The following is an 18608-nucleotide window of genomic DNA, read 5'->3' on the forward strand; positions in this document are numbered from 1 at the left end:
TTAGGAAGTCTTTTTCAGAGTTTCCTTGGCGGCGAATCTCAAAATGCAGTTTCACCCGGTCAGTTCCTGTTGACCCCATCTCGGCAATCGTTTGCCCTGCCTTGACCTGTTGACCTTCCCGTACCAAAAGCCTGCGATTATGACCGTAGGCACTGACGTAGGTATCGCTGTGTTTGATGATGATCAATTCGCCGTAGCCCCGTAATCCACTTCCGGCGTAAACAACTGAACCATCAGACGCTGCCAAAACAGGCTGTCCCAAATCACCAGCGATATCAATTCCTTTATTCAAACTGCCGTTTGAGGAAAATTTTCCTATCAAAATGCCACTTGAAGGCCATATCCAACCCGTCGGAGACTTGCCGGCCGGGCCTGTCCCGGTGGTCGCAGAAGGAGGTATTACCACAGGTACAACCGCAACAGGCTTGGAAATAACCGTAGTTTTGACGGACCCGGAACTGCTGGTGCTGGTTGATGTAGAGGTCACGGGACGTCCTGCGCCAGAAGTCGACGCTACGTCCTGCGTTGAAGAGGAGCGCCCGTCAAAGCGAATTGTCTGACCTGGCTTGATGGTAAACGGCTCGGGGATCTGATTACGGGCAGCCAGCGCTTTCCAGTCCCAGCCGTAACGGAATGCAATAGAAAAAAGCGTGTCACCGCGCCTGACCACGTATTGGCCGGTGGTTACCGTCGGGCGCTGGGCAACGGCATTACCGTTACGATCAACGACACGAACACCACCTGAAGGCGTGCTGGAGCAGCCGACCAAAAGGACACTGAGAGCAATGCCAATCACCAGACGCTGATAACTTCTTGAAGACCTGAGCTGCTGAATGACTGTGAGACTCACCCGCCACTCCCTTTACTGGTGACTGAATTCAAAAAAGATGCCTATTGTGCCGTAATAGCGACGGGCAGCCAGTGATTAACCGTTGAAAAAACGTTGTTATGTATCAATCAGCTACATGGAATGATGCCATCAGGCCATTCAACATTCCGGGCCGCGCGCTGTAGACCAATGACTGAAGCCAGAATTCACTGTTTACCGCAGACAATCTTCACGCGATTGGCCCGTTGAGCAGTGGCACGAAGCGCACAGCCCCCAGTACGTGCCGGGAAAAACCGTTTTCTTCACGGATGATCAGCATCAATTGCTGAACCTCTCCCGAACCCACCGGTATGACCAGCCGACCTCCAGGTGCCAGTTGATCAAGCAGCGCCTGCGGTACGTCGGTTGCCACTGCCGTGACGATAATGCCGTTATAAGGTGCCAGAGCAGGCCAGCCTTCCCAGCCGTCGCCCCAGCGGAAAACCACATTACGCAGATTGAGCTCGACCAGACGCTCCTTGGCGCGGTCCTGAAGGACTTTGATACGCTCGACCGAAAATACACGCTCCACCAGCTGCGCCAGCACCGCGGTTTGGTAGCCCGACCCTGTACCGATCTCCATGACCTTGTCCAGCGGACCTGCTGCCAATAACAGCTCGCTCATCCGCGCGACCATGTAAGGCTGGGAAATCGTCTGGTTGTGGCCGATGGGCAGCGCTGTGTCTTCATAAGCGCGATGCGCCAGCGCTTCATCGACAAACAGATGCCGGGGCGTCTTGCGAATGACGTCCAGCACCCGCTGGTTGGAAATACCCTCTTCGCAGAGGCGCTGGATCAGACGTTCACGGGTGCGCTGCGAGGTCATCCCGATCCCGCGACGCAATAGATCATCCTGCTCGCGCGACATCAACGAAGATCCTCCAGCCAGGTATTCAAGCTGCTGAATCCGTCCTGATAAGTTCGATCCAGCTGCAACGGCGTAATCGATACATAACCCTGTATGACCGCATGGAAGTCGGTACCAGCACCGCCGTCCTCGACATCGCCGGCAGCGGCAATCCAGTAGCCGGCACGACCACGCGGGTCGACAACCTTTACCGGCGCCGCAGCACGGGCACGGTGCCCCAGTCGGGTCAGTTGAATGCCGCGGATATGCTCAAGCGGCAGGTTCGGAATATTCACGTTCAGTACCGTGCGGGGTGGCAGGTCGAGTTGCTCATGGGCCTCAACCAGCAAACGCGCATAATGCGCCGCCGTCGCCAGATTATCCGGCTGACGTGACAAAAACGAAAAGGCAAAAGACGGACGCTGCAGAAAACGCCCTTCAAGCGCTGCAGCGACCGTTCCGGAATACAGTACATCGTCGCCCAGATTGGCACCCAGGTTGATACCTGAAACCACCATGTCCGGTTGATTCTCCAATAACCCATGAATCCCCAGATGCACGCAGTCGACCGGCGTACCATTGAGACTGATGAAGCCATTGGCCAGTGCATGTGGGTGCAAGGGCCGGTCGAGTGTCAGGGAACTGCTGGCACCGCTTTTGTCCTGATCAGGGGCGATCACCACGCACTCGGCATAGTCCGCCAGCGCCGCATGGAGCGCGACAAGACCGGGCGCGTTCACCCCGTCATCATTTGATATCAGAATACGCATGAGCTGTCCGTCTGCCCAACCGGCACCAGATCAATGAGTTCGCGCACTAAAACGGTGGCGAAGCATCCGGGCGGAAGGACGAATTCCAGTTGCAGAATGTCAGACTCGGGATAATGCCACGTCAGCCGCCCAATGGGCAGTCGCAGGATGCGTCGTTCGTGCTCCATGCCCGCTCTGACCAGCCAGTCACGCAACGCAGACTCATCATTGGCGATGGCATTTTCCAGTTCTGCCGTCGCGCCACCGGCTGGCGAAGGGCCTTCACCCCACTGTGGCCCGGTAGGGTGCAGATCGAGAATCGCCAGCCGAGGATCGCTGCACTCATCAACGCCCGCCGGAAAAAAGCTGCGGCTGTCGGTGAAAGCCAGCAAATCCCCTACCTGAGCCTTTTCCCAGCTGCCATCGGCAACGCGGGCTGCCAGTACTCGATTGAACAGGTAGCTGCGCGCCGTGGATAACAGTCGCGAACGCACCGCACGTTGCTCGGGCAGCGCTTTGCGGGCAGCGTAATCGCGTGCCTCGCCAAGATTTCCACCCTGATAACCGAAACGCTGCGCGCCGAAATAATTGGGGATGCCCTGCCGGGCAATGGTTTCAAGACGCTGATTCAAAGCGTCCGTGTCGGCATCCAGTTGCGTAAGCCGCAACGTAAAGCCATTCGCAGCGTGAGCACCGCGTTGCAGCTTACGCTTGTGTCGAGTGCTTTTGAGAATCTGCAGCGTATCGTCCTGCGCGGCCGACAGATCAGGATCGGCCTTGCCCGGCAGTTGAATGCTGAACCACTGGCGGGTCAGTGCCTGGCGGTCCTTGAGACCGGCATAGCTGACCGTACGCAACTGCACCCCCGCGGCCCGGGCCAGCCGACGTGCCGCCTCTTCGGTATTCAGGCCGCGTTTTTCGACCCACAGCCATAAATGCTCGCCATCGCCTGAAAGCGGAATGTCCAGCACTTCGTCGACCTGAAAGTCTTCGGCAGTCGCCTTGAGGGCTGCACGACCCAGTGCATCGCCGTAGGCCCTGGGGCCAAGCAGTTCAAGTTCATTCATGCGCGCAGCAACAACGCAACGGCATGCACCGCGATGCCTTCTTCACGTCCGGTAAAGCCGAGTTTTTCTGTCGTTGTCGCTTTCACGTTCACCTGGTCCAGCTCAACCTGTAGATCTTCAGCGATCAAGGCACGCATGGCATCGATATGCGGTGCCATTTTCGGTGCCTGGGCAACGATGGTGGCGTCGACATTACCGACTTTCCAGCCTTTGCCGTGGATCTGCTTGAGGACATGACGCAGCAGCACGCGGCTGTCGGCACCTTTGAACTGCGGATCGGTGTCAGGAAAGTGCTTGCCGATATCGCCCAGTGCCGCGGCCCCCAGGAGCGCATCGCTCAGGGCATGCAGCAGGACATCGCCATCGGAATGGGCCAGCAGGCCGAACCCGTGTGCAATCCGCACGCCGCCCAAGGTAATGAAGCCGCCTTCAGCGAAACGGTGCACATCATAGCCATGGCCAATACGCATAAAAAAACGCCCTGAAAAAAGTCAGGGCGTGATTCTACCTGCTTTGGCGCTCGTTAGCTGTTCAAGGCTTCAGCGTGATGCCTTAGATGGTCTTCGATGAAGCTGGCGATGAAGAAATAGCTGTGGTCATAACCTGGCTGCATCCGCAAGGTCAGCGGATAGTTCGCAGCCTTGGCGGCCTGAACCAGAACTTCAGGCTTGAGCTGATTGACCAGAAAGTCATCACGATCACCCTGATCAACCAGCGTAGGCAGTTTTTCCGACGCTTGCCCAATCAACACACTGGCATCCCACTCGCGCCAACGCGAACGGTCTTCACCCAGATAACGGGAGAACGCCTTTTGCCCCCACGGGCAGTCAATCGGATTGCTGATCGGCGAGAACGCCGATACCGACCTGTAGCGACCGGGATTGCGCAGTGCGCAGACCAGCGCCCCATGCCCGCCCATCGAGTGCCCGCTGATACTGCGCGCCTCTGACGCCGGGAAGTGCTCTTCGATAAGGGCTGGCAGCTCCCTGACGACGTAATCATGCATCTGGTAATGCCGCGCATATGGCTGTTCGGTGGCATTGAGATAGAAGCCTGCCCCTTGACCGAAGTCCCAGGCACCCTCAGGGTCGTCTGCTACGTCGGCACCGCGCGGGCTGGTGTCGGGTGCCACGATAATAATGCCCAGCTCGGCAGCGAGCCGGTGAGCGGCGGCTTTCTGCATGAAGTTCTCGTCGGTGCAGGTCAGACCGGACAACCAGTACAGCACCGGGAGCTTGCTGCCCTGCTCTGCCTGGGGCGGCAGATAGACCGCAAACACCATGTCACAACCCAGTACTTGAGAGTGGTGTTTGTAACGCTTGTGCCAGCCGCCGAAGCTTTTCTGGCAGGAAATATTTTCCAAAGGCATGTCGCTTCCTCCAGTTGCAAGCGGCAAGCTACAAGCATGTAACAAATCTTCGTGCTTGCCGCTTGCCGCTGCTCCTCAAAAATGAATGACGGTGCGGATGCTTTTGCCTTCATGCATCAGGTCGAACGCCTTGTTGATGTCTTCCAGGCCCATGGTATGGGTGATGAACGTGTCCAGCGGGATTTCACCGGTCTGCGCCATGTCGACATAGCTTGGCAGTTCGGTGCGGCCACGCACGCCACCAAATGCCGAACCGCGCCAGACGCGTCCTGTCACCAGCTGGAACGGACGGGTAGAGATTTCCTGACCGGCACCGGCCACGCCGATAATGACCGACTCGCCCCAGCCCTTGTGGCAGGATTCCAGCGCTGCACGCATCAGTTGCACATTACCGATGCACTCAAACGAGAAGTCGACGCCGCCATCGGTCATGTCAACAATGACTTCCTGAATAGGACGGTCGAAATCTTTCGGATTGACGCAGTCAGTCGCGCCCAACTGTTTGGCGATCTCGAACTTGGCCGGGTTGATATCGATGGCGATGATTCGAGACGCTTTGGCTTTGACCGCGCCGATCAACGCTGAGAGGCCGATACCGCCCAGACCGAAGATCGCTACGGTATCGCCAGGCTTGACCTTGGCAGTGTTGAGCACCGCACCGATACCGGTGGTGACACCACAACCCAGCAGGCAGACTTTTTCCAGCGGTGCCTGTTTGTCGATTTTGGCCACCGAGATTTCCGGCAGTACGGTGTATTCGGAGAAGGTCGAAGTGCCCATGTAGTGGAAAATCGGCTCGCCCTTGTAGGAAAAACGCGTGGTGCCATCCGGCATCAGGCCTTTACCCTGCGTGGCACGAATCGCCTGACACAGGTTGGTCTTGCCCGAACGGCAGAATTTGCACTGGCGGCATTCCGGGGTGTACAGCGGAATAACGTGATCACCGACCGCGACAGAGGTGACACCTTCGCCAATGGCTTCGACAATCGCACCGCCTTCGTGGCCGAGGATCGATGGGAAAATCCCTTCGGGATCGGCACCGGAAAGTGTGTAGGCATCGGTATGGCAGACGCCGGAAGCCACTACTTTGAGCAGCACTTCTCCGGCCTTGGGCATGGCGACATCGACTTCAACGATCTCCAATGGCTTTTTGGCTTCAAAAGCGACAGCAGCGCGCGACTTGATCATCAAACTTCTCCGACGGGTAAAAACAAGGTTTGCAGTGTAGTACAGTGCCAATTGGCGAGTAATACGGCTAAAAGCAAAACATTAATGCTGTACAGGGATAATCCATGCACATCAATCGCTGGGAAGGTCTGGACGAATTCGTTGCGGTCGCTGAATGTGCCCAGTTCACAGCGGCAGCACAAAGGCTTGGGGTTTCCTCGTCACACATCAGCCGCCAGATCGTGCGCCTTGAAGAACGACTGCAAACCCGTTTGCTTTATCGCAGCACGCGCAAGGTCGCGCTGACCGAGGCTGGTCAAACTTTTTTGCATCACTGCCAACCTTTGCAGGACGGTCGCGAAGAAGCACTGCGCGCTGTAGGCGATCTGGCCAGCGAGCCAAAAGGGTTGCTGCGCATGACCTGCGCTGTGGCTTATGGCGAGCGCTTCATCACGCCCCTGGTGACACGCTTCATGGACCTGTATCCGCACTTGCGGGTCGACATTGAGCTGAGCAACGAAACGCTTGATCTGGTGCATGAAGGGATGGATCTGGCGATTCGCCTTGGCCGGCTACAGGATTCGCGCATGGTTGCAACCCGCCTCGCGCCACGGCAAATGTACCTGTGTGCTGCGCCTTCCTACATTGAACGCTACGGGCGACCTCACAGCCTGTCGGAACTGAATCGCCACAACTGTCTGGTCGGGGGCAGCGATACCTGGCAACTTCAGCAGAATGGCCGCGAGTTTTCTCAGAGAGTACAGGGCAACTGGCGCTGCAACAGCGGTCAGGCGGTGCTGGATGCCGCGCTACATGGGGTTGGCCTGTGTCAGTTGCCGGACTATTACGTGCAGAAACACCTCAATGACGGAACGCTGGTTTCATTGCTGGAAGCCCATCAACCGCCCAATACTGCCGTTTGGGCGCTCTATCCGCAGCAAAGGCACCTGTCGCCCAAGGTACGCAAGCTGGTGGACTATCTTAAAGAAGGATTGGCGATGCGCGATGAGTATCGCCCGTAGCTAATGGCCGAACTCAGTGCGGCGTTGACGCAACCATTCAAGATCCTCGGGGCGAGTGACCTTGATGTTATCGGACCGCCCTTCGATCAGGCGTGGCGACTGCCCCGCCCACTCGATGGCCGATGCCTCATCGGTGATGTTCACGTTCGACACCAGGCTGTCCGCCAGGGCGCGATGCAGGGCCCCAAGGCGAAACATCTGCGGCGTGAATGCTTGCCAGATCAGGCTCCGGTCGACAGTTTCAAGCACGCGACCACTGCTGTCGGCACGCTTGAGGGTATCGCGAGCCGGTACGGCCAGCAGGCCGCCAACCGGGTCGTCAGCCAGCTCACCGAGCAGATTATCCAGATCACTGCGCGCCAGATTAGGACGCGCAGCGTCATGCACCAGCACCCAGTCATTGTCACTCGCGCCCTGCGCATGCAGGTGCAGAAGCGCATTGAGCACCGAGCCTGAACGCTCGCTGCCGCCATCCACTCGTTGAATGCGGGCATCTTTAGCGCAGGGCAATGCAGCCCAGTAAGGGTCGTCCACAGCCAGACTGATCACCAGGCCCTTGAGCCGAGGGTGATCGAGAAAGCAAAGCAGGCTGTGTTCAAGAATTGTCAGGCCGCCCAGTTGCAAATATTGCTTGGGACGGTCAGCTGCCATGCGAGCACCAATGCCCGCAGCAGGTATCACTGCCCAGAAGGCAGGAAGAAAGTCTTTCATGGCACCAACTTGATTATTGCGCGAGCTGGTAAAGGGTTTCGCCGTCCTTGACCATGCCGAGCTCATGTCGGGCACGTTCTTCGACGGTTTCCAGACCCTTTTTCAACTCCATGACCTCGGCATCAAGCACGCGGTTGCGCTCCAGCAGCACCTCATTCTCAGCGTGCTGGTCGGCAATCTGCTGAGTCAGGCTGGCCACTTGCGCAAGGCTTCCGTTACCGACCCAAAGGCGGTACTGCAAGCCAGCCAGCAACAGGAGCAGGACGAGGAACAACCAGTTAGGACTGCGCATTGAAATATCAGGTACCCAGTAAAAAAGACAGCAGAGCCAACGTGAACAACAAACGACTGAGGGCATTGAGCCTGACATAAGCCAGGCTCAATCACTCCAGATTACCGCGGAGCGTCAGCATCGGAGCTGCGCAGGCAAGTCAGGTGACTCGAGTCTGTGCAGCACTCTGCGTCTTTTTACCATCTATGGCTCAACCGCGAAACTCGGCACGACCACGATACGCGGCCTTGGAGCCCAATTGCTCCTCGATGCGCAGCAGTTGGTTGTACTTGGAGACGCGGTCGGAGCGGCACAGCGAACCGGTTTTGATCTGACCGGCAGACGTGCCCACAGCCAGGTCGGCAATGGTCGAGTCTTCGGTTTCGCCGGAACGGTGAGAGATGATCGCAGTGTAACCGGCAGCTTTGGCCATCTGAATGGCTTCCAGCGTTTCGGTCAGGGAGCCGATCTGGTTGAACTTGATCAGAATCGAGTTGGCGATCTTCTTGTCGATGCCTTCTTTCAGGATCTTGGTGTTGGTTACGAACAGGTCGTCACCGACCAGTTGGACTTTCTCGCCGATCTTGTCGGTGAGAACTTTCCAGCCATCCCAATCGGACTCGTCCAGACCGTCTTCAATGGAAATGATCGGGTGCTTGCGCGTCAGCTCGGCAAGGTATTCGGCAAACTCGGCGGAGCTGTACTCGCCCTCTTCGCTGAGTTTGTACTTGCCGTTCTTGTAGAACTCGCTCGCCGCGCAGTCCAGCGCCAGGGTCACGTCGGTGCCCAGCGTGTAACCCGCATTGGCGACGGCTTCGGCAATAGCGTCGAGCGCTTCCTTGTTGGACGCCAGGTTAGGCGCGAAACCGCCTTCGTCGCCAACAGCGGTGTTCAGGCCACGCGCCTTGAGCACTGCCTTGAGGTGATGGAAAATTTCGGTGCCCCAGCGCAGGCCTTCAGCGAAGGTTTTGGCGCCGACAGGCTGGATCATGAATTCCTGGATGTCGATGTTGTTATCAGCATGCTCGCCACCGTTGATGATGTTCATCATCGGCACCGGCATGGAGTACACGCCCGGTGTGCCATTGAGGTTGGCGATGTGCGCGTACAACGGCAGATCCTGATCCTGAGCCGCCGCCTTGGCAGCTGCCAGGGAGACCGCAAGAATTGCGTTTGCACCCAGGCTTGCCTTGTTCTCGGTGCCGTCCAGCTTGATCATCGCGTGATCCAGAGCCTTCTGGTCAACCGGGTCCTTGCCCAGAAGCAGGTCACGGATAGGGCCGTTGATGTTGGCTACAGCCTTCAGAACGCCCTTGCCCATGTAACGACTCTTGTCGCCATCACGCAGCTCCAGCGCTTCGCGCGAGCCGGTTGAAGCACCAGACGGCGCGCAGGCGCTGCCAACGATGCCGTTATCGAGGACCACATCTGCTTCTACAGTGGGATTGCCACGAGAGTCGAGAACTTCACGACCTTTGATGTCGACGATTTTTGCCATTGTTGTAAACACTCCAAGATTGACGAAAACGACGCAGCTGGGAAAACAATGCTCGCAGTCAGACGCAAAAAAAGGCAGGTCTGAATGCGACAACCCCGTCACGAATGACGGGGAACGGCACTTTACCGGAGAACCCTGTTCAAGCGGTCTCTACGATCGGAAAACTTTTGACAAGTTCATCCAGTGACTTGAGCTGGGCCAGGAACGGCTCCAGCTTGTCCAGACGCAGGGCACACGGGCCGTCGCATTTGGCGTTGTCAGGGTCCGGATGCGCTTCAAGGAACAGGCCGGCCAGATTCTGGCTGATACCGGCCTTGGCAAGATCCAGGACCTGAGCGCGGCGGCCACCGGCAGAATCGGAGCGACCACCCGGCATTTGCAGGGCGTGTGTCACATCGAACAGGATCGGGTATTCGAACTGCTTCATGACGCCGAAGCCGAGCATGTCCACCACCAGATTGTTGTAACCGAAGCTGGAACCCCGCTCGCAGAGAATCAACTGATCGTTCCCCGCCTCTTCGCACTTGGTCAGGATGTGTTTCATTTCCTGGGGTGCAAGGAACTGGGCTTTCTTGATGTTGATGACTGCACCGGTTTTCGCCATCGCGACGACCAGATCGGTCTGCCGCGACAGGAAAGCCGGCAGTTGAATGATGTCGCAGACTTCGGCCACCACGGCGGCCTGATGAGGCTCGTGCACGTCGGTGATCAGCGGCACGTTGAAGGTGCGCTTGATCTCTTCGAAAATACGCATGCCTTCTTCAAGGCCCGGCCCACGGTAGGAGTTCACCGAAGAGCGGTTGGCCTTGTCGAAGCTGGCCTTGAACACGTAAGGGATACCGAGCTTTTCGGTGACCTTTACGTATTCTTCACAGACCTGCATGGCCATATCCCGGGATTCGAGTACGTTCATGCCGCCGAACAGCACCATTAGCTTGTCGTTGGCGATCTCGATCGAACCTACGCGGATGATTTTCTGAGCCATGTCTGCAGTCCCTGTCAGGAGTTTTTCTGATGTTGAGCCAGTGCCGCCTTGACGAAACCGCTGAACAGCGGATGACCGTCACGGGGCGTGGAAGTGAATTCCGGGTGGAACTGGCAAGCGACGAACCATGGATGATCCGGTGCTTCGACCACTTCAACCAGCGCACCGTCGCCGGAGCGACCGGAAATCTTCAGGCCAGCCTCGATCAGTTGTGGCAGTAGATTGTTGTTCACTTCATAGCGATGACGATGACGCTCGACAATCACGTCCTTGCGGTAGCAGTCGTGTACCAGCGAACCGGCTTCAAGCTGGCACTCTTGCGCACCCAGACGCATGGTGCCGCCCAGATCGGAGCTTTCGGTACGGGTTTCGACTGCACCGGTGGCGTCTTCCCATTCGGTGATCAGACCCACTACAGCGTGTGCGCTGGTACGGTCGAACTCGGTGGAGTTGGCGTCTTTCCAGCCCATCACGTTACGCGCGAACTCGATGACCGCGACCTGCATGCCCAGGCAGATGCCGAGGTACGGAACCTTGTTCTCACGGGCGAACTGAACGGCAGTGATCTTGCCTTCGACGCCGCGCAGACCGAAGCCACCCGGAACCAGGATCGCGTCCACGCCTTCCAGCAGGCCGGTGCCCTGGTTTTCAATGTCTTCAGAGTCGATGTAACGCAGGTTGACCTTGGTGCGATTGGTGATACCGGCGTGGCTCATGGCCTCGATCAACGACTTGTAGGCGTCGAGCAGCTCCATGTACTTGCCGACCATCGCGATGGTCACTTCGTGCTCGGGGTTGAGCTTGGCGTCGACAACCTTGTCCCATTCGGACAGGTCGGCACCACCACATTGCAGACCGAAGCGCTCGACCACAAAATCGTCCAGGCCTTGCGAATGCAGGATGCCCGGGATCTTGTAGATGGTGTCCGCGTCTTCAAGGGCGATAACCGCACGCTCTTCAACGTTGGTGAACTGAGCGATCTTGCGACGCGAGGAAACGTCGATCGGGTGATCGGAGCGGCAGACCAGCACATTAGGCTGCAGACCGATGGAGCGCAGTTCCTTCACCGAATGCTGGGTCGGCTTGGTCTTGGTCTCGCCGGCAGTAGCGATGTACGGCACCAGCGTCAGGTGCATCAGCATTGCGCGGCGTGCGCCGACTTCGAAACGCAACTGGCGGATGGCTTCAAGGAACGGTTGGGACTCGATGTCGCCTACGGTACCGCCGATCTCGACCAGCGCCACATCGGCATCGCCTGCACCCTTGATGATACGGCGCTTGATTTCATCGGTGATGTGCGGGATGACCTGAATGGTCGCCCCCAGATAATCACCACGACGCTCTTTGCGCAGGACGTGTTCGTACACACGGCCGGTGGTGAAGTTGTTATTCTGGGTCATGGTGGTGCGGATGAACCGCTCGTAGTGACCAAGGTCCAGGTCGGTCTCGGCGCCGTCGTGAGTGACGAACACCTCACCGTGCTGGAACGGGCTCATGGTGCCTGGGTCCACGTTGATATAGGGATCCAGTTTGAGCATGGTGACCTTGAGTCCCCGCGCCTCCAGGATGGCCGCCAATGAAGCCGAGGCAATGCCTTTCCCCAATGAAGAAACAACACCGCCCGTGACGAAGATGTAGCGCGTCATGAAAAACCCTAGAAGTCTGCGTTAAAGCGGTCAGAGCCGCCGGGGATAGCGAAGGAAGGCCGAAGCCCCCGATTACCGACAAAATTCACGGTGCACTCCCGAAACTGCTGCGTTGAAACCGACCGGCTGAAGCCAGTGTGGTGTGCGCTACATTTTAAGAATTACCCAGCAAACACTGGTTGGTAACCGGCAACTTGCGTTGTTTCTAAAGAACCAACAGAAGTTGTATCAAGAAGGGAGCGTAGTCTACCTGAAAGGGCCTTTCAGCTCAAACTTTGGTCGCTGGTCGGTACAACCCAGTGCAAACGCCAGCTTTCATTGGGCGAACCGTCCAGTCCAGGCAGGTTGGCGACGGCCAGCAAGTCATTATCGCAGTAAAGCAGCGGCAATCTGCCGCGCAGAAAAACCGGTACACCCTGTTCGTTGAGCAACCGTTTCAGATCACGACTGCCGCGTCCGCCGAGGTGCATCACCTCACCTCCCCGCCGGTAGCGGATTTGCAGAGCGCCACACGGCACATCACCTTCAAGGCTTACCCAGCCATTGCCCGGCAAGTGCAACGGTGTGCGGCAGTCGGGCCAGTCTGTTACCGGGTGACGGACATGCTCCCAGTCAGCGGGCACCCACCAGATGCAGCCCTGCGCCCTGTGAAGCTCGCCATCGGCAAGCCGCCACAGCGGACGGGCATCCTGCGCTGCGTCGCGCAATGCCTCCCAGCCAGCCCAGTGATCGGTATCCGGCAAACGCGTCAGCGGCGCAAGCCAGTGGCGCAGTGCATTGCGCTGCCTTGCTGCGGACAGCACGGCAAGCGGGCCAATGCTCAGCACCGGCAAACCAAGCCAGGCAAATGGTGTCGTGACCTGGGCACCGGCCAGATCCTGCACCGCAAGCTCGTCCAGCAATTGCTGTGCTTCGCCGAGGTGGCACGCCGTGCGCGCCAAACTGATCGATGCCTGAGGCCATCTTGAGGTCAGCAATGGCAGCACGTCACTGCGCAAGAAGTTGCGCGAGAACCGAGAGTCGTCGTTGCTCGGGTCTTCGACCCAATTCAGACCGTGCTGATATGCGTAGCCTTCAAGTTCGACACGAGACACTGCCAACAGCGGTCGCACCAAATGCCCACGCCCCAGAATTCGCTGATCGGGCATGGCAGCCAGACCGCGTACACCAGCGCCGCGCAGCAGACGGAACAGCAGGGTCTCGGCCTGATCGTCACGGTGCTGGCCGGTGAGCAACACATCCCCCTCAGCCAGCCTGTCAGTGAACGCGGTGTAACGCGCCTGCCGGGCAGCCTGCTCGATGCTCGCACCAGGATCGACGTGTACCCGAACCAGCTCAAATGCCACACCCAGCGCCTGACAAACCCGCCGACAATGTTCAGGCCACGCATTGGCAGCGGCCTGCAGGCCGTGATGAACATGAATGGCGTGTAAGACAGGCAGGCTTTCGCACTTGGCGAGCTTAGCCAGAAGATGCAACAGCACCGTGGAATCGAGGCCACCGGAAAAGCCGATATGCCAGGTTGGCGCGTTGCGCCAGGGAGCCAAAGCCTGAAGGAGCCTGGCAGGAAGGTCATGACCGCTGTGTGTGGAGGTGGTCATTGGTGTTTCTCACCGAACTTCGCTTATTCACGCACTGAACGGTTCAATGCTCAAGCCAGCCCTTTCGCGAACAAACGAAGTGTCGCGCGGTTCGCTCCCACGCCTTTCGGGCAGAAGCCCGCAAGACGTGGGAACGATCGTGGCGACGCAGCTTACAGACCGTAGCTCATCAAGCGGTCATAACGGCGGGCCAGCAGCTCATCGTTATCGAACTCCTTGAGCATCGCCAGCTGACTGCTCAACTCTTCGCGAATCAAGGCAGCGGCGGCGACCGGATCACGATGCGCGCCACCCAGTGGTTCGGCGATGACCTTGTCGACGATACCCAATCCTTTCAGGCGGTCAGCGGTGATACCCATGGCTTCGGCAGCATCCGGTGCCTTCTCGGCGGTTTTCCACAGAATCGACGCGCAGCCTTCCGGAGAGATTACCGCGTAGGTCGAATACTGCAGCATGTTCAACTGATCACAGACGCCAATGGCCAGCGCACCACCGGAACCGCCTTCGCCGATAACGGTAGCGATGATCGGCGTCTTGAGACGGGCCATCACGCGCAGGTTCCAGGCAATCGCTTCGCTCTGGTTGCGCTCTTCCGCGTCGATACCAGGGTAGGCACCCGGTGTGTCAATGAAGGTCAGAATCGGCATCTTGAAGCGTTCGGCCATCTCCATCAGACGGCAAGCCTTGCGATAGCCCTCGGGACGCGGCATGCCGAAGTTGCGACGAACCTTCTCGCGCACTTCACGACCTTTCTGGTGGCCGATAACCATGACCGGCTGGCCGTCGAGACGGGCAATACCGCCGACGATTGCTGCGTCATCGGAGAAATGACGATCACCGTGCAGCTCATCGAACTCGGTAAAGATGTTTTCGATGTAGTCCAGCGTGTAAGGACGACGCGGATGGCGTGCCATGCGCGCGATCTGCCAGCTGGTCAGATTGCCGAAGATGCTTTCGGTAAGCGTCTTGCTCTTGTCTTGCAGCCGGGAGATCTCGTCGCCGATGTTCAGCGAGTTGTCGTTACCCACCAAGCGCAGTTCTTCGATTTTGGCCTGCAAGTCAGCGATAGGCTGTTCGAAATCAAGAAAATTCGGGTTCATAGGCATCCGTCTTGGGTCGACGGCCAAGAGGCCGACCGGTTGATCCGTCTGCGCCGTTCCTGTTCGGAACCGGCGCGTTCAGGTCGAAATTAAAATTCAGGGTTGAGCGCAAGTCGAGCCTGCGACGTTCAACGATACTGGAGAAAGACGTTCTCACGTCCGAACTGGTCACGCAGAGCTTGAATCAAGCTGTCAGCGGGATCAATCCGCCATGCTTCTCCCAATTGCAGCAATGCACGGGCGTCCTGCCCCGTGTAGTCCACCGTGATCGGGCAGGCACCGCGATGGCGCTTGCACAGATCACCCAGCCAGCGCAGCCGGTCGCCCTTGAGTGCTTCGGCGCGTACCGTCACTCGCAGGCTCTCGGCCAGATTGGTGCGCGCATCTTCGATACTCATGACCCGCTTGGCGCGCAACCGCAGCCCTCCGGAGAAATCATCATTACTGACTTCGCCTTCGACCACCACCATAGCATCGGTCTGCAGCAGTGATTGAGCCGAATGAAACGCTTCGGCAAACAGCGACGCTTCAATGCGTGCAGAGCGATCGTCCAGGGTAATGAACCCCATCTTGTCGCCCTTCTTGTTCTTCATCACGCGCAAGGCAATGATCAGGCCGGCCACCGTCTGGGTGTCTCTGGCGGGCTTTAGATCGATGATCCGCTGACGAGCGAAGCGACGAATCTCGCCTTCATATTCATCGATCGGGTGCCCGGTCAGGTACAGGCCCAGGGTTTCCTTTTCACCGCGCAGACGGTCCTTGAGGCTCAGCTCGCGGGTCTTGCGATGATTGGCGTAAACATCTTCAACGAACAGGCCGCCAAACAGGTCTGCGTGACCACTGTCGTGGCTGCGCGCGGTCTGCTCTGCCGCCTGAATGGCTTCTTCCAGCGCGGCAAGCAGCACCGAGCGGTTACGATCAATGTTGGCCTGATAGGCCTTGGGTTCCAGTTCGAAGTACGGCCCGAGACGATCCAGCGCACCGCTGCGAATCAGACCGTCCAGGGTTCGCTTGTTGACCCGCTTGAGATCGACACGGGCGCAGAAATCGAACAGGTCCTTGAACGGCCCGTTCTGACGCGCATCGGTAATCGCTTCGACCGGGCCCTCGCCCACCCCTTTGATGGCGCCAAGCCCGTAAAGAATGCGGCCATCGTCGCTTACCGTGAACTTGAACTCCGAGGTGTTCACATCCGGCGCGTCGAGGCGCAGCTTCATCGTGCGCACTTCTTCGATCAAGGTCACGACCTTGTCGGTGTTGTGCATATCCGCCGACAACACGGCAGCCATGAACGGCGCCGGGTAGTGGGTCTTCAGCCAGGCGGTCTGGTACGACACAAGTCCGTAGGCAGCCGAGTGGGATTTGTTGAAGCCGTAACCGGCGAATTTTTCCACCAGGTCGAAGATGTTACCGGCAAGGTCCGGGTCGATGTTATTGGTCTTGCAACCCTCGATGAAGCCACCGCGCTGCTTGGCCATTTCCTCGGGCTTTTTCTTGCCCATTGCGCGACGCAGCATGTCCGCACCGCCGAGGGTGTAACCGGCCATGACCTGGGCGATCTGCATCACCTGTTCCTGATACAGGATAATGCCGTAGGTCGGTGCCAGTACCGGCTTCAGGCCTTCGTACTGATAATCGACGTGCGGGTAGGACAGCTCTGCACGACCGTGTTTGCGGTTGATGAAGTCGTCCACCATGCCCGATTGCAGCGGGCCGGGACGGAAGAGTGCTACCAGTGCGATAAGGTCTTCCAGGCAGTCGGGCTTGAGCTTTTTGATCAGCTCTTTCATGCCGCGCGACTCGAGCTGGAACACCGCAGTGGTTTCGGCACGCTGCAACAACTGATAGGTCGGCATGTCATCGAGCGGGATGAACGCGATGTCCAGCGGCTCTTCGTTGACCTTGGCGCGGTCGCGGTTGATGGTCTTGAGCGCCCAGTCGATGATGGTCAGGGTGCGCAGACCGAGGAAGTCGAACTTCACCAGCCCCGCCGCCTCGACATCGTCCTTGTCGAACTGGGTTACCAGGCCGTCACCGGCCTCATCGCAATAGATCGGCGAAAAGTCGGTCAGCTTGGTCGGGGCAATCACCACACCACCGGCGTGCTTACCGACGTTACGCACAATGCCTTCAAGCTTGAGCGCCATCTCCCAGATTTCTGCAGCCTCCTCATCGACCTTGAGGAAGTCGCGAAGAATTTCTTCCTGCTCGTATGCCTTTTTGAGGGTCATGCCGACTTCGAACGGGATCATCTTCGACAGACGATCCGCCAGCCCGTAAGACCTGCCCTGCACCCGCGCCACGTCACGCACCACTGCCTTGGCGGCCATGGAACCGAAGGTGATGATCTGGCTGACCGCATTGCGACCGTATTTCTCGGCCACATATTCGATCACCCGATCACGGCCGTCCATGCAGAAGTCGACGTCGAAGTCGGGCATGGAGACCCGTTCCGGGTTCAGGAAGCGTTCGAACAGCAGGTCGTATTCCAGCGGGTCGAGGTCGGTGATCTTCTGTACATAGGCGACCAGCGAACCGGCACCCGAACCACGACCCGGCCCCACCGGTACGCCGTTGCTCTTGGCCCACTGAATGAAGTCCATAACGATCAGGAAGTAGCCGGGAAAGCCCATCTGGATAATGATATCCAGCTCGAAATTCAGCCGGTCGACATACACCTGACGTTTGGCTTCGTAATCTTCAGTGGTGTCCTTGGGCAACAGGACGGCAAGACGTTCTTCGAGGCCATCGAAGGAAACCTTGCGGAAATACTCATCGATGGTCATACCATCGGGAATCGGGAAGTTGGGCAAAAAGTGAGTGCCCAGCTTGACGTCGATGTTGCAGCGCTTGGCGATCTCGACGGTGTTTTCCAGCGCCTCAGGCAAATCGCTGAACAGCTCGGCCATTTCTTCCGGGCTTTTCAGGTATTGCTGATCGCTGTAGTTGTGCGAGCGACGCGGGTCGTCCAGCGCACGGCCTTCACCGATGCATACGCGGGTTTCGTGGGCTTCGAAATCAGTCTGCTTGATGAAACGCACATCGTTGGTCGCAACCAGCGGCGCGCCATGGCGTTCGGCCAAGGCAACAGCGGCATGCAAATGCTCTTCGTCATTGTTGCGATTGGTGCGCTGTACTTCGATATAGAAACGCTCGGGAAATACCGCCATCCATTCGCGCAGCAGTTCGTCCGCCTCGCCGGGGTTGCCGCCGAGCAACGCCATGCCGATCTCGCCTTCCTTTGCAGCGGAAAGCGCAATTACGCCTTCACTGGCCTGCGCGACCCACTGGCGCTGGATGACGATCTGGCCGTTGCGCTGGCCTTCGATAAAACCACGGGAAATCAGTTCGGTCAGGTTCCGGTAGCCCTGGGCATTCATGGCCAACAGGCTGATGCGACTGAGCGCAGCGTCTTCATCCCTGCCCGCCAGCCACAAGTCGACGCCACAGATCGGCTTGATGCCCGAGCCTTGCGCGGCCTTGTAGAACTTGACCAGCGAACACATGTTGTTCTGGTCGGTCACCGCCACGGCAGGCATGTTCATGCCGGTCAGCGCCTTGATCAACGGTTTGACCCGGACCAGACCGTCAACCAGCGAGTATTCGGTGTGCAGGCGTAGATGAACGAAAGAAGCCGGCATGGTGATCCTATAAAACGCGAAAATACAAAAAAACGAAGGGCAGGATTGTAACGGGCCCGGGATGAA

The 18608-nt window shown here is 58.2% G+C and carries 16 protein-coding genes; 1 reads left to right on the top strand and 15 read right to left on the bottom strand.

The genetic code is table 11. The features are described from left to right. The 7 genes from ALO64_RS10450 to ALO64_RS10480 all read right to left on the bottom strand — a co-directional run. The coding region (locus ALO64_RS10450) for a peptidoglycan DD-metalloendopeptidase family protein (RefSeq protein WP_054991711.1) at window positions 1-850 on the bottom strand (850 nt) is incomplete at its 3' end. A gap of 208 nt (window positions 851-1058) precedes the next feature. After that, complete coding sequence (locus ALO64_RS10455; protein WP_002554702.1) at window positions 1059-1694, bottom strand: protein-L-isoaspartate(D-aspartate) O-methyltransferase; 636 nt, start codon at window positions 1692-1694, stop codon at window positions 1059-1061. Between the two features lie 41 nt (window positions 1695-1735). After that, a complete protein-coding gene (surE, locus tag ALO64_RS10460; protein ID WP_044344065.1) occupies window positions 1736-2485 on the bottom strand; it encodes a 5'/3'-nucleotidase SurE in 750 nt (249 codons plus the stop codon). Beyond that, window positions 2473-3531 carry a tRNA pseudouridine(13) synthase TruD gene (gene truD / locus ALO64_RS10465; RefSeq protein ID WP_044344066.1) on the bottom strand — a complete coding sequence of 353 codons (1059 nt, stop codon included), beginning with the start codon at window positions 3529-3531 and terminating at the stop codon, window positions 2473-2475. Before truD ends, surE begins: the two co-directional genes overlap by 13 nt. Further along, on the bottom strand, window positions 3528-4001 hold the full coding sequence (gene ispF / locus ALO64_RS10470; protein ID WP_044344067.1) for a 2-C-methyl-D-erythritol 2,4-cyclodiphosphate synthase: 474 nt from the start codon (window positions 3999-4001) through the stop codon (window positions 3528-3530). The genes truD and ispF overlap by 4 nt, the downstream gene beginning before the upstream one ends. A gap of 53 nt (window positions 4002-4054) precedes the next feature. Then, entirely contained in the window at window positions 4055-4900 is an 846-nt protein-coding gene (fghA, locus tag ALO64_RS10475) for an S-formylglutathione hydrolase (RefSeq protein WP_005733317.1), read from the bottom strand. Between the two features lie 75 nt (window positions 4901-4975). After that, complete coding sequence (locus ALO64_RS10480) at window positions 4976-6088, bottom strand: S-(hydroxymethyl)glutathione dehydrogenase/class III alcohol dehydrogenase (protein WP_002554707.1); 1113 nt, start codon at window positions 6086-6088, stop codon at window positions 4976-4978. 110 nt (window positions 6089-6198) lie between these two features. Between ALO64_RS10480 and ALO64_RS10485 the strand changes: the two genes are divergently transcribed. Beyond that, window positions 6199-7089: a LysR family transcriptional regulator gene (locus ALO64_RS10485; RefSeq protein ID WP_174517439.1), complete on the top strand. Its 891-nt coding sequence runs from the start codon at window positions 6199-6201 to the stop codon at window positions 7087-7089. Here ALO64_RS10485 and ispD read toward each other — a convergent pair whose 3' ends face one another. The 8 genes from ispD to dnaE form a co-directional block, all read right to left on the bottom strand. Continuing rightward, complete coding sequence (gene ispD, locus ALO64_RS10490; RefSeq protein ID WP_044344069.1) at window positions 7090-7800, bottom strand: 2-C-methyl-D-erythritol 4-phosphate cytidylyltransferase; 711 nt, start codon at window positions 7798-7800, stop codon at window positions 7090-7092. 13 nt (window positions 7801-7813) lie between these two features. Continuing rightward, window positions 7814-8092, bottom strand: coding sequence for a cell division protein FtsB (gene ftsB / locus ALO64_RS10495; protein ID WP_002554710.1), 279 nt, complete (start codon window positions 8090-8092; stop codon window positions 7814-7816). Between the two features lie 190 nt (window positions 8093-8282). Further along, entirely contained in the window at window positions 8283-9569 is a 1287-nt protein-coding gene (gene eno, locus ALO64_RS10500; protein ID WP_004666020.1) for a phosphopyruvate hydratase, read from the bottom strand. 139 nt (window positions 9570-9708) lie between these two features. Next, window positions 9709-10554, bottom strand: coding sequence for a 3-deoxy-8-phosphooctulonate synthase (kdsA, locus tag ALO64_RS10505; protein ID WP_044344070.1), 846 nt, complete (start codon window positions 10552-10554; stop codon window positions 9709-9711). 14 nt (window positions 10555-10568) lie between these two features. After that, window positions 10569-12200, bottom strand: a complete 1632-nt coding sequence (locus ALO64_RS10510; RefSeq protein ID WP_044344071.1) for a CTP synthase — start codon at window positions 12198-12200, stop codon at window positions 10569-10571. A gap of 263 nt (window positions 12201-12463) precedes the next feature. Next, window positions 12464-13801 carry a tRNA lysidine(34) synthetase TilS gene (gene tilS, locus ALO64_RS10515; protein ID WP_044344072.1) on the bottom strand — a complete coding sequence of 446 codons (1338 nt, stop codon included), beginning with the start codon at window positions 13799-13801 and terminating at the stop codon, window positions 12464-12466. A gap of 152 nt (window positions 13802-13953) precedes the next feature. Further along, window positions 13954-14901: an acetyl-CoA carboxylase carboxyl transferase subunit alpha gene (gene accA, locus ALO64_RS10520; RefSeq protein ID WP_002554714.1), complete on the bottom strand. Its 948-nt coding sequence runs from the start codon at window positions 14899-14901 to the stop codon at window positions 13954-13956. A gap of 128 nt (window positions 14902-15029) precedes the next feature. Further along, window positions 15030-18542, bottom strand: a complete 3513-nt coding sequence (gene dnaE, locus ALO64_RS10525) for a DNA polymerase III subunit alpha (RefSeq protein ID WP_044344073.1) — start codon at window positions 18540-18542, stop codon at window positions 15030-15032. Window positions 18543-18608: the final 66 nt, after the last annotated feature.

The organism is Pseudomonas meliae, assembly GCF_001400515.1.
Taxonomy (GTDB): Bacteria; Pseudomonadota; Gammaproteobacteria; order Pseudomonadales; family Pseudomonadaceae; genus Aquipseudomonas; species Aquipseudomonas amygdali.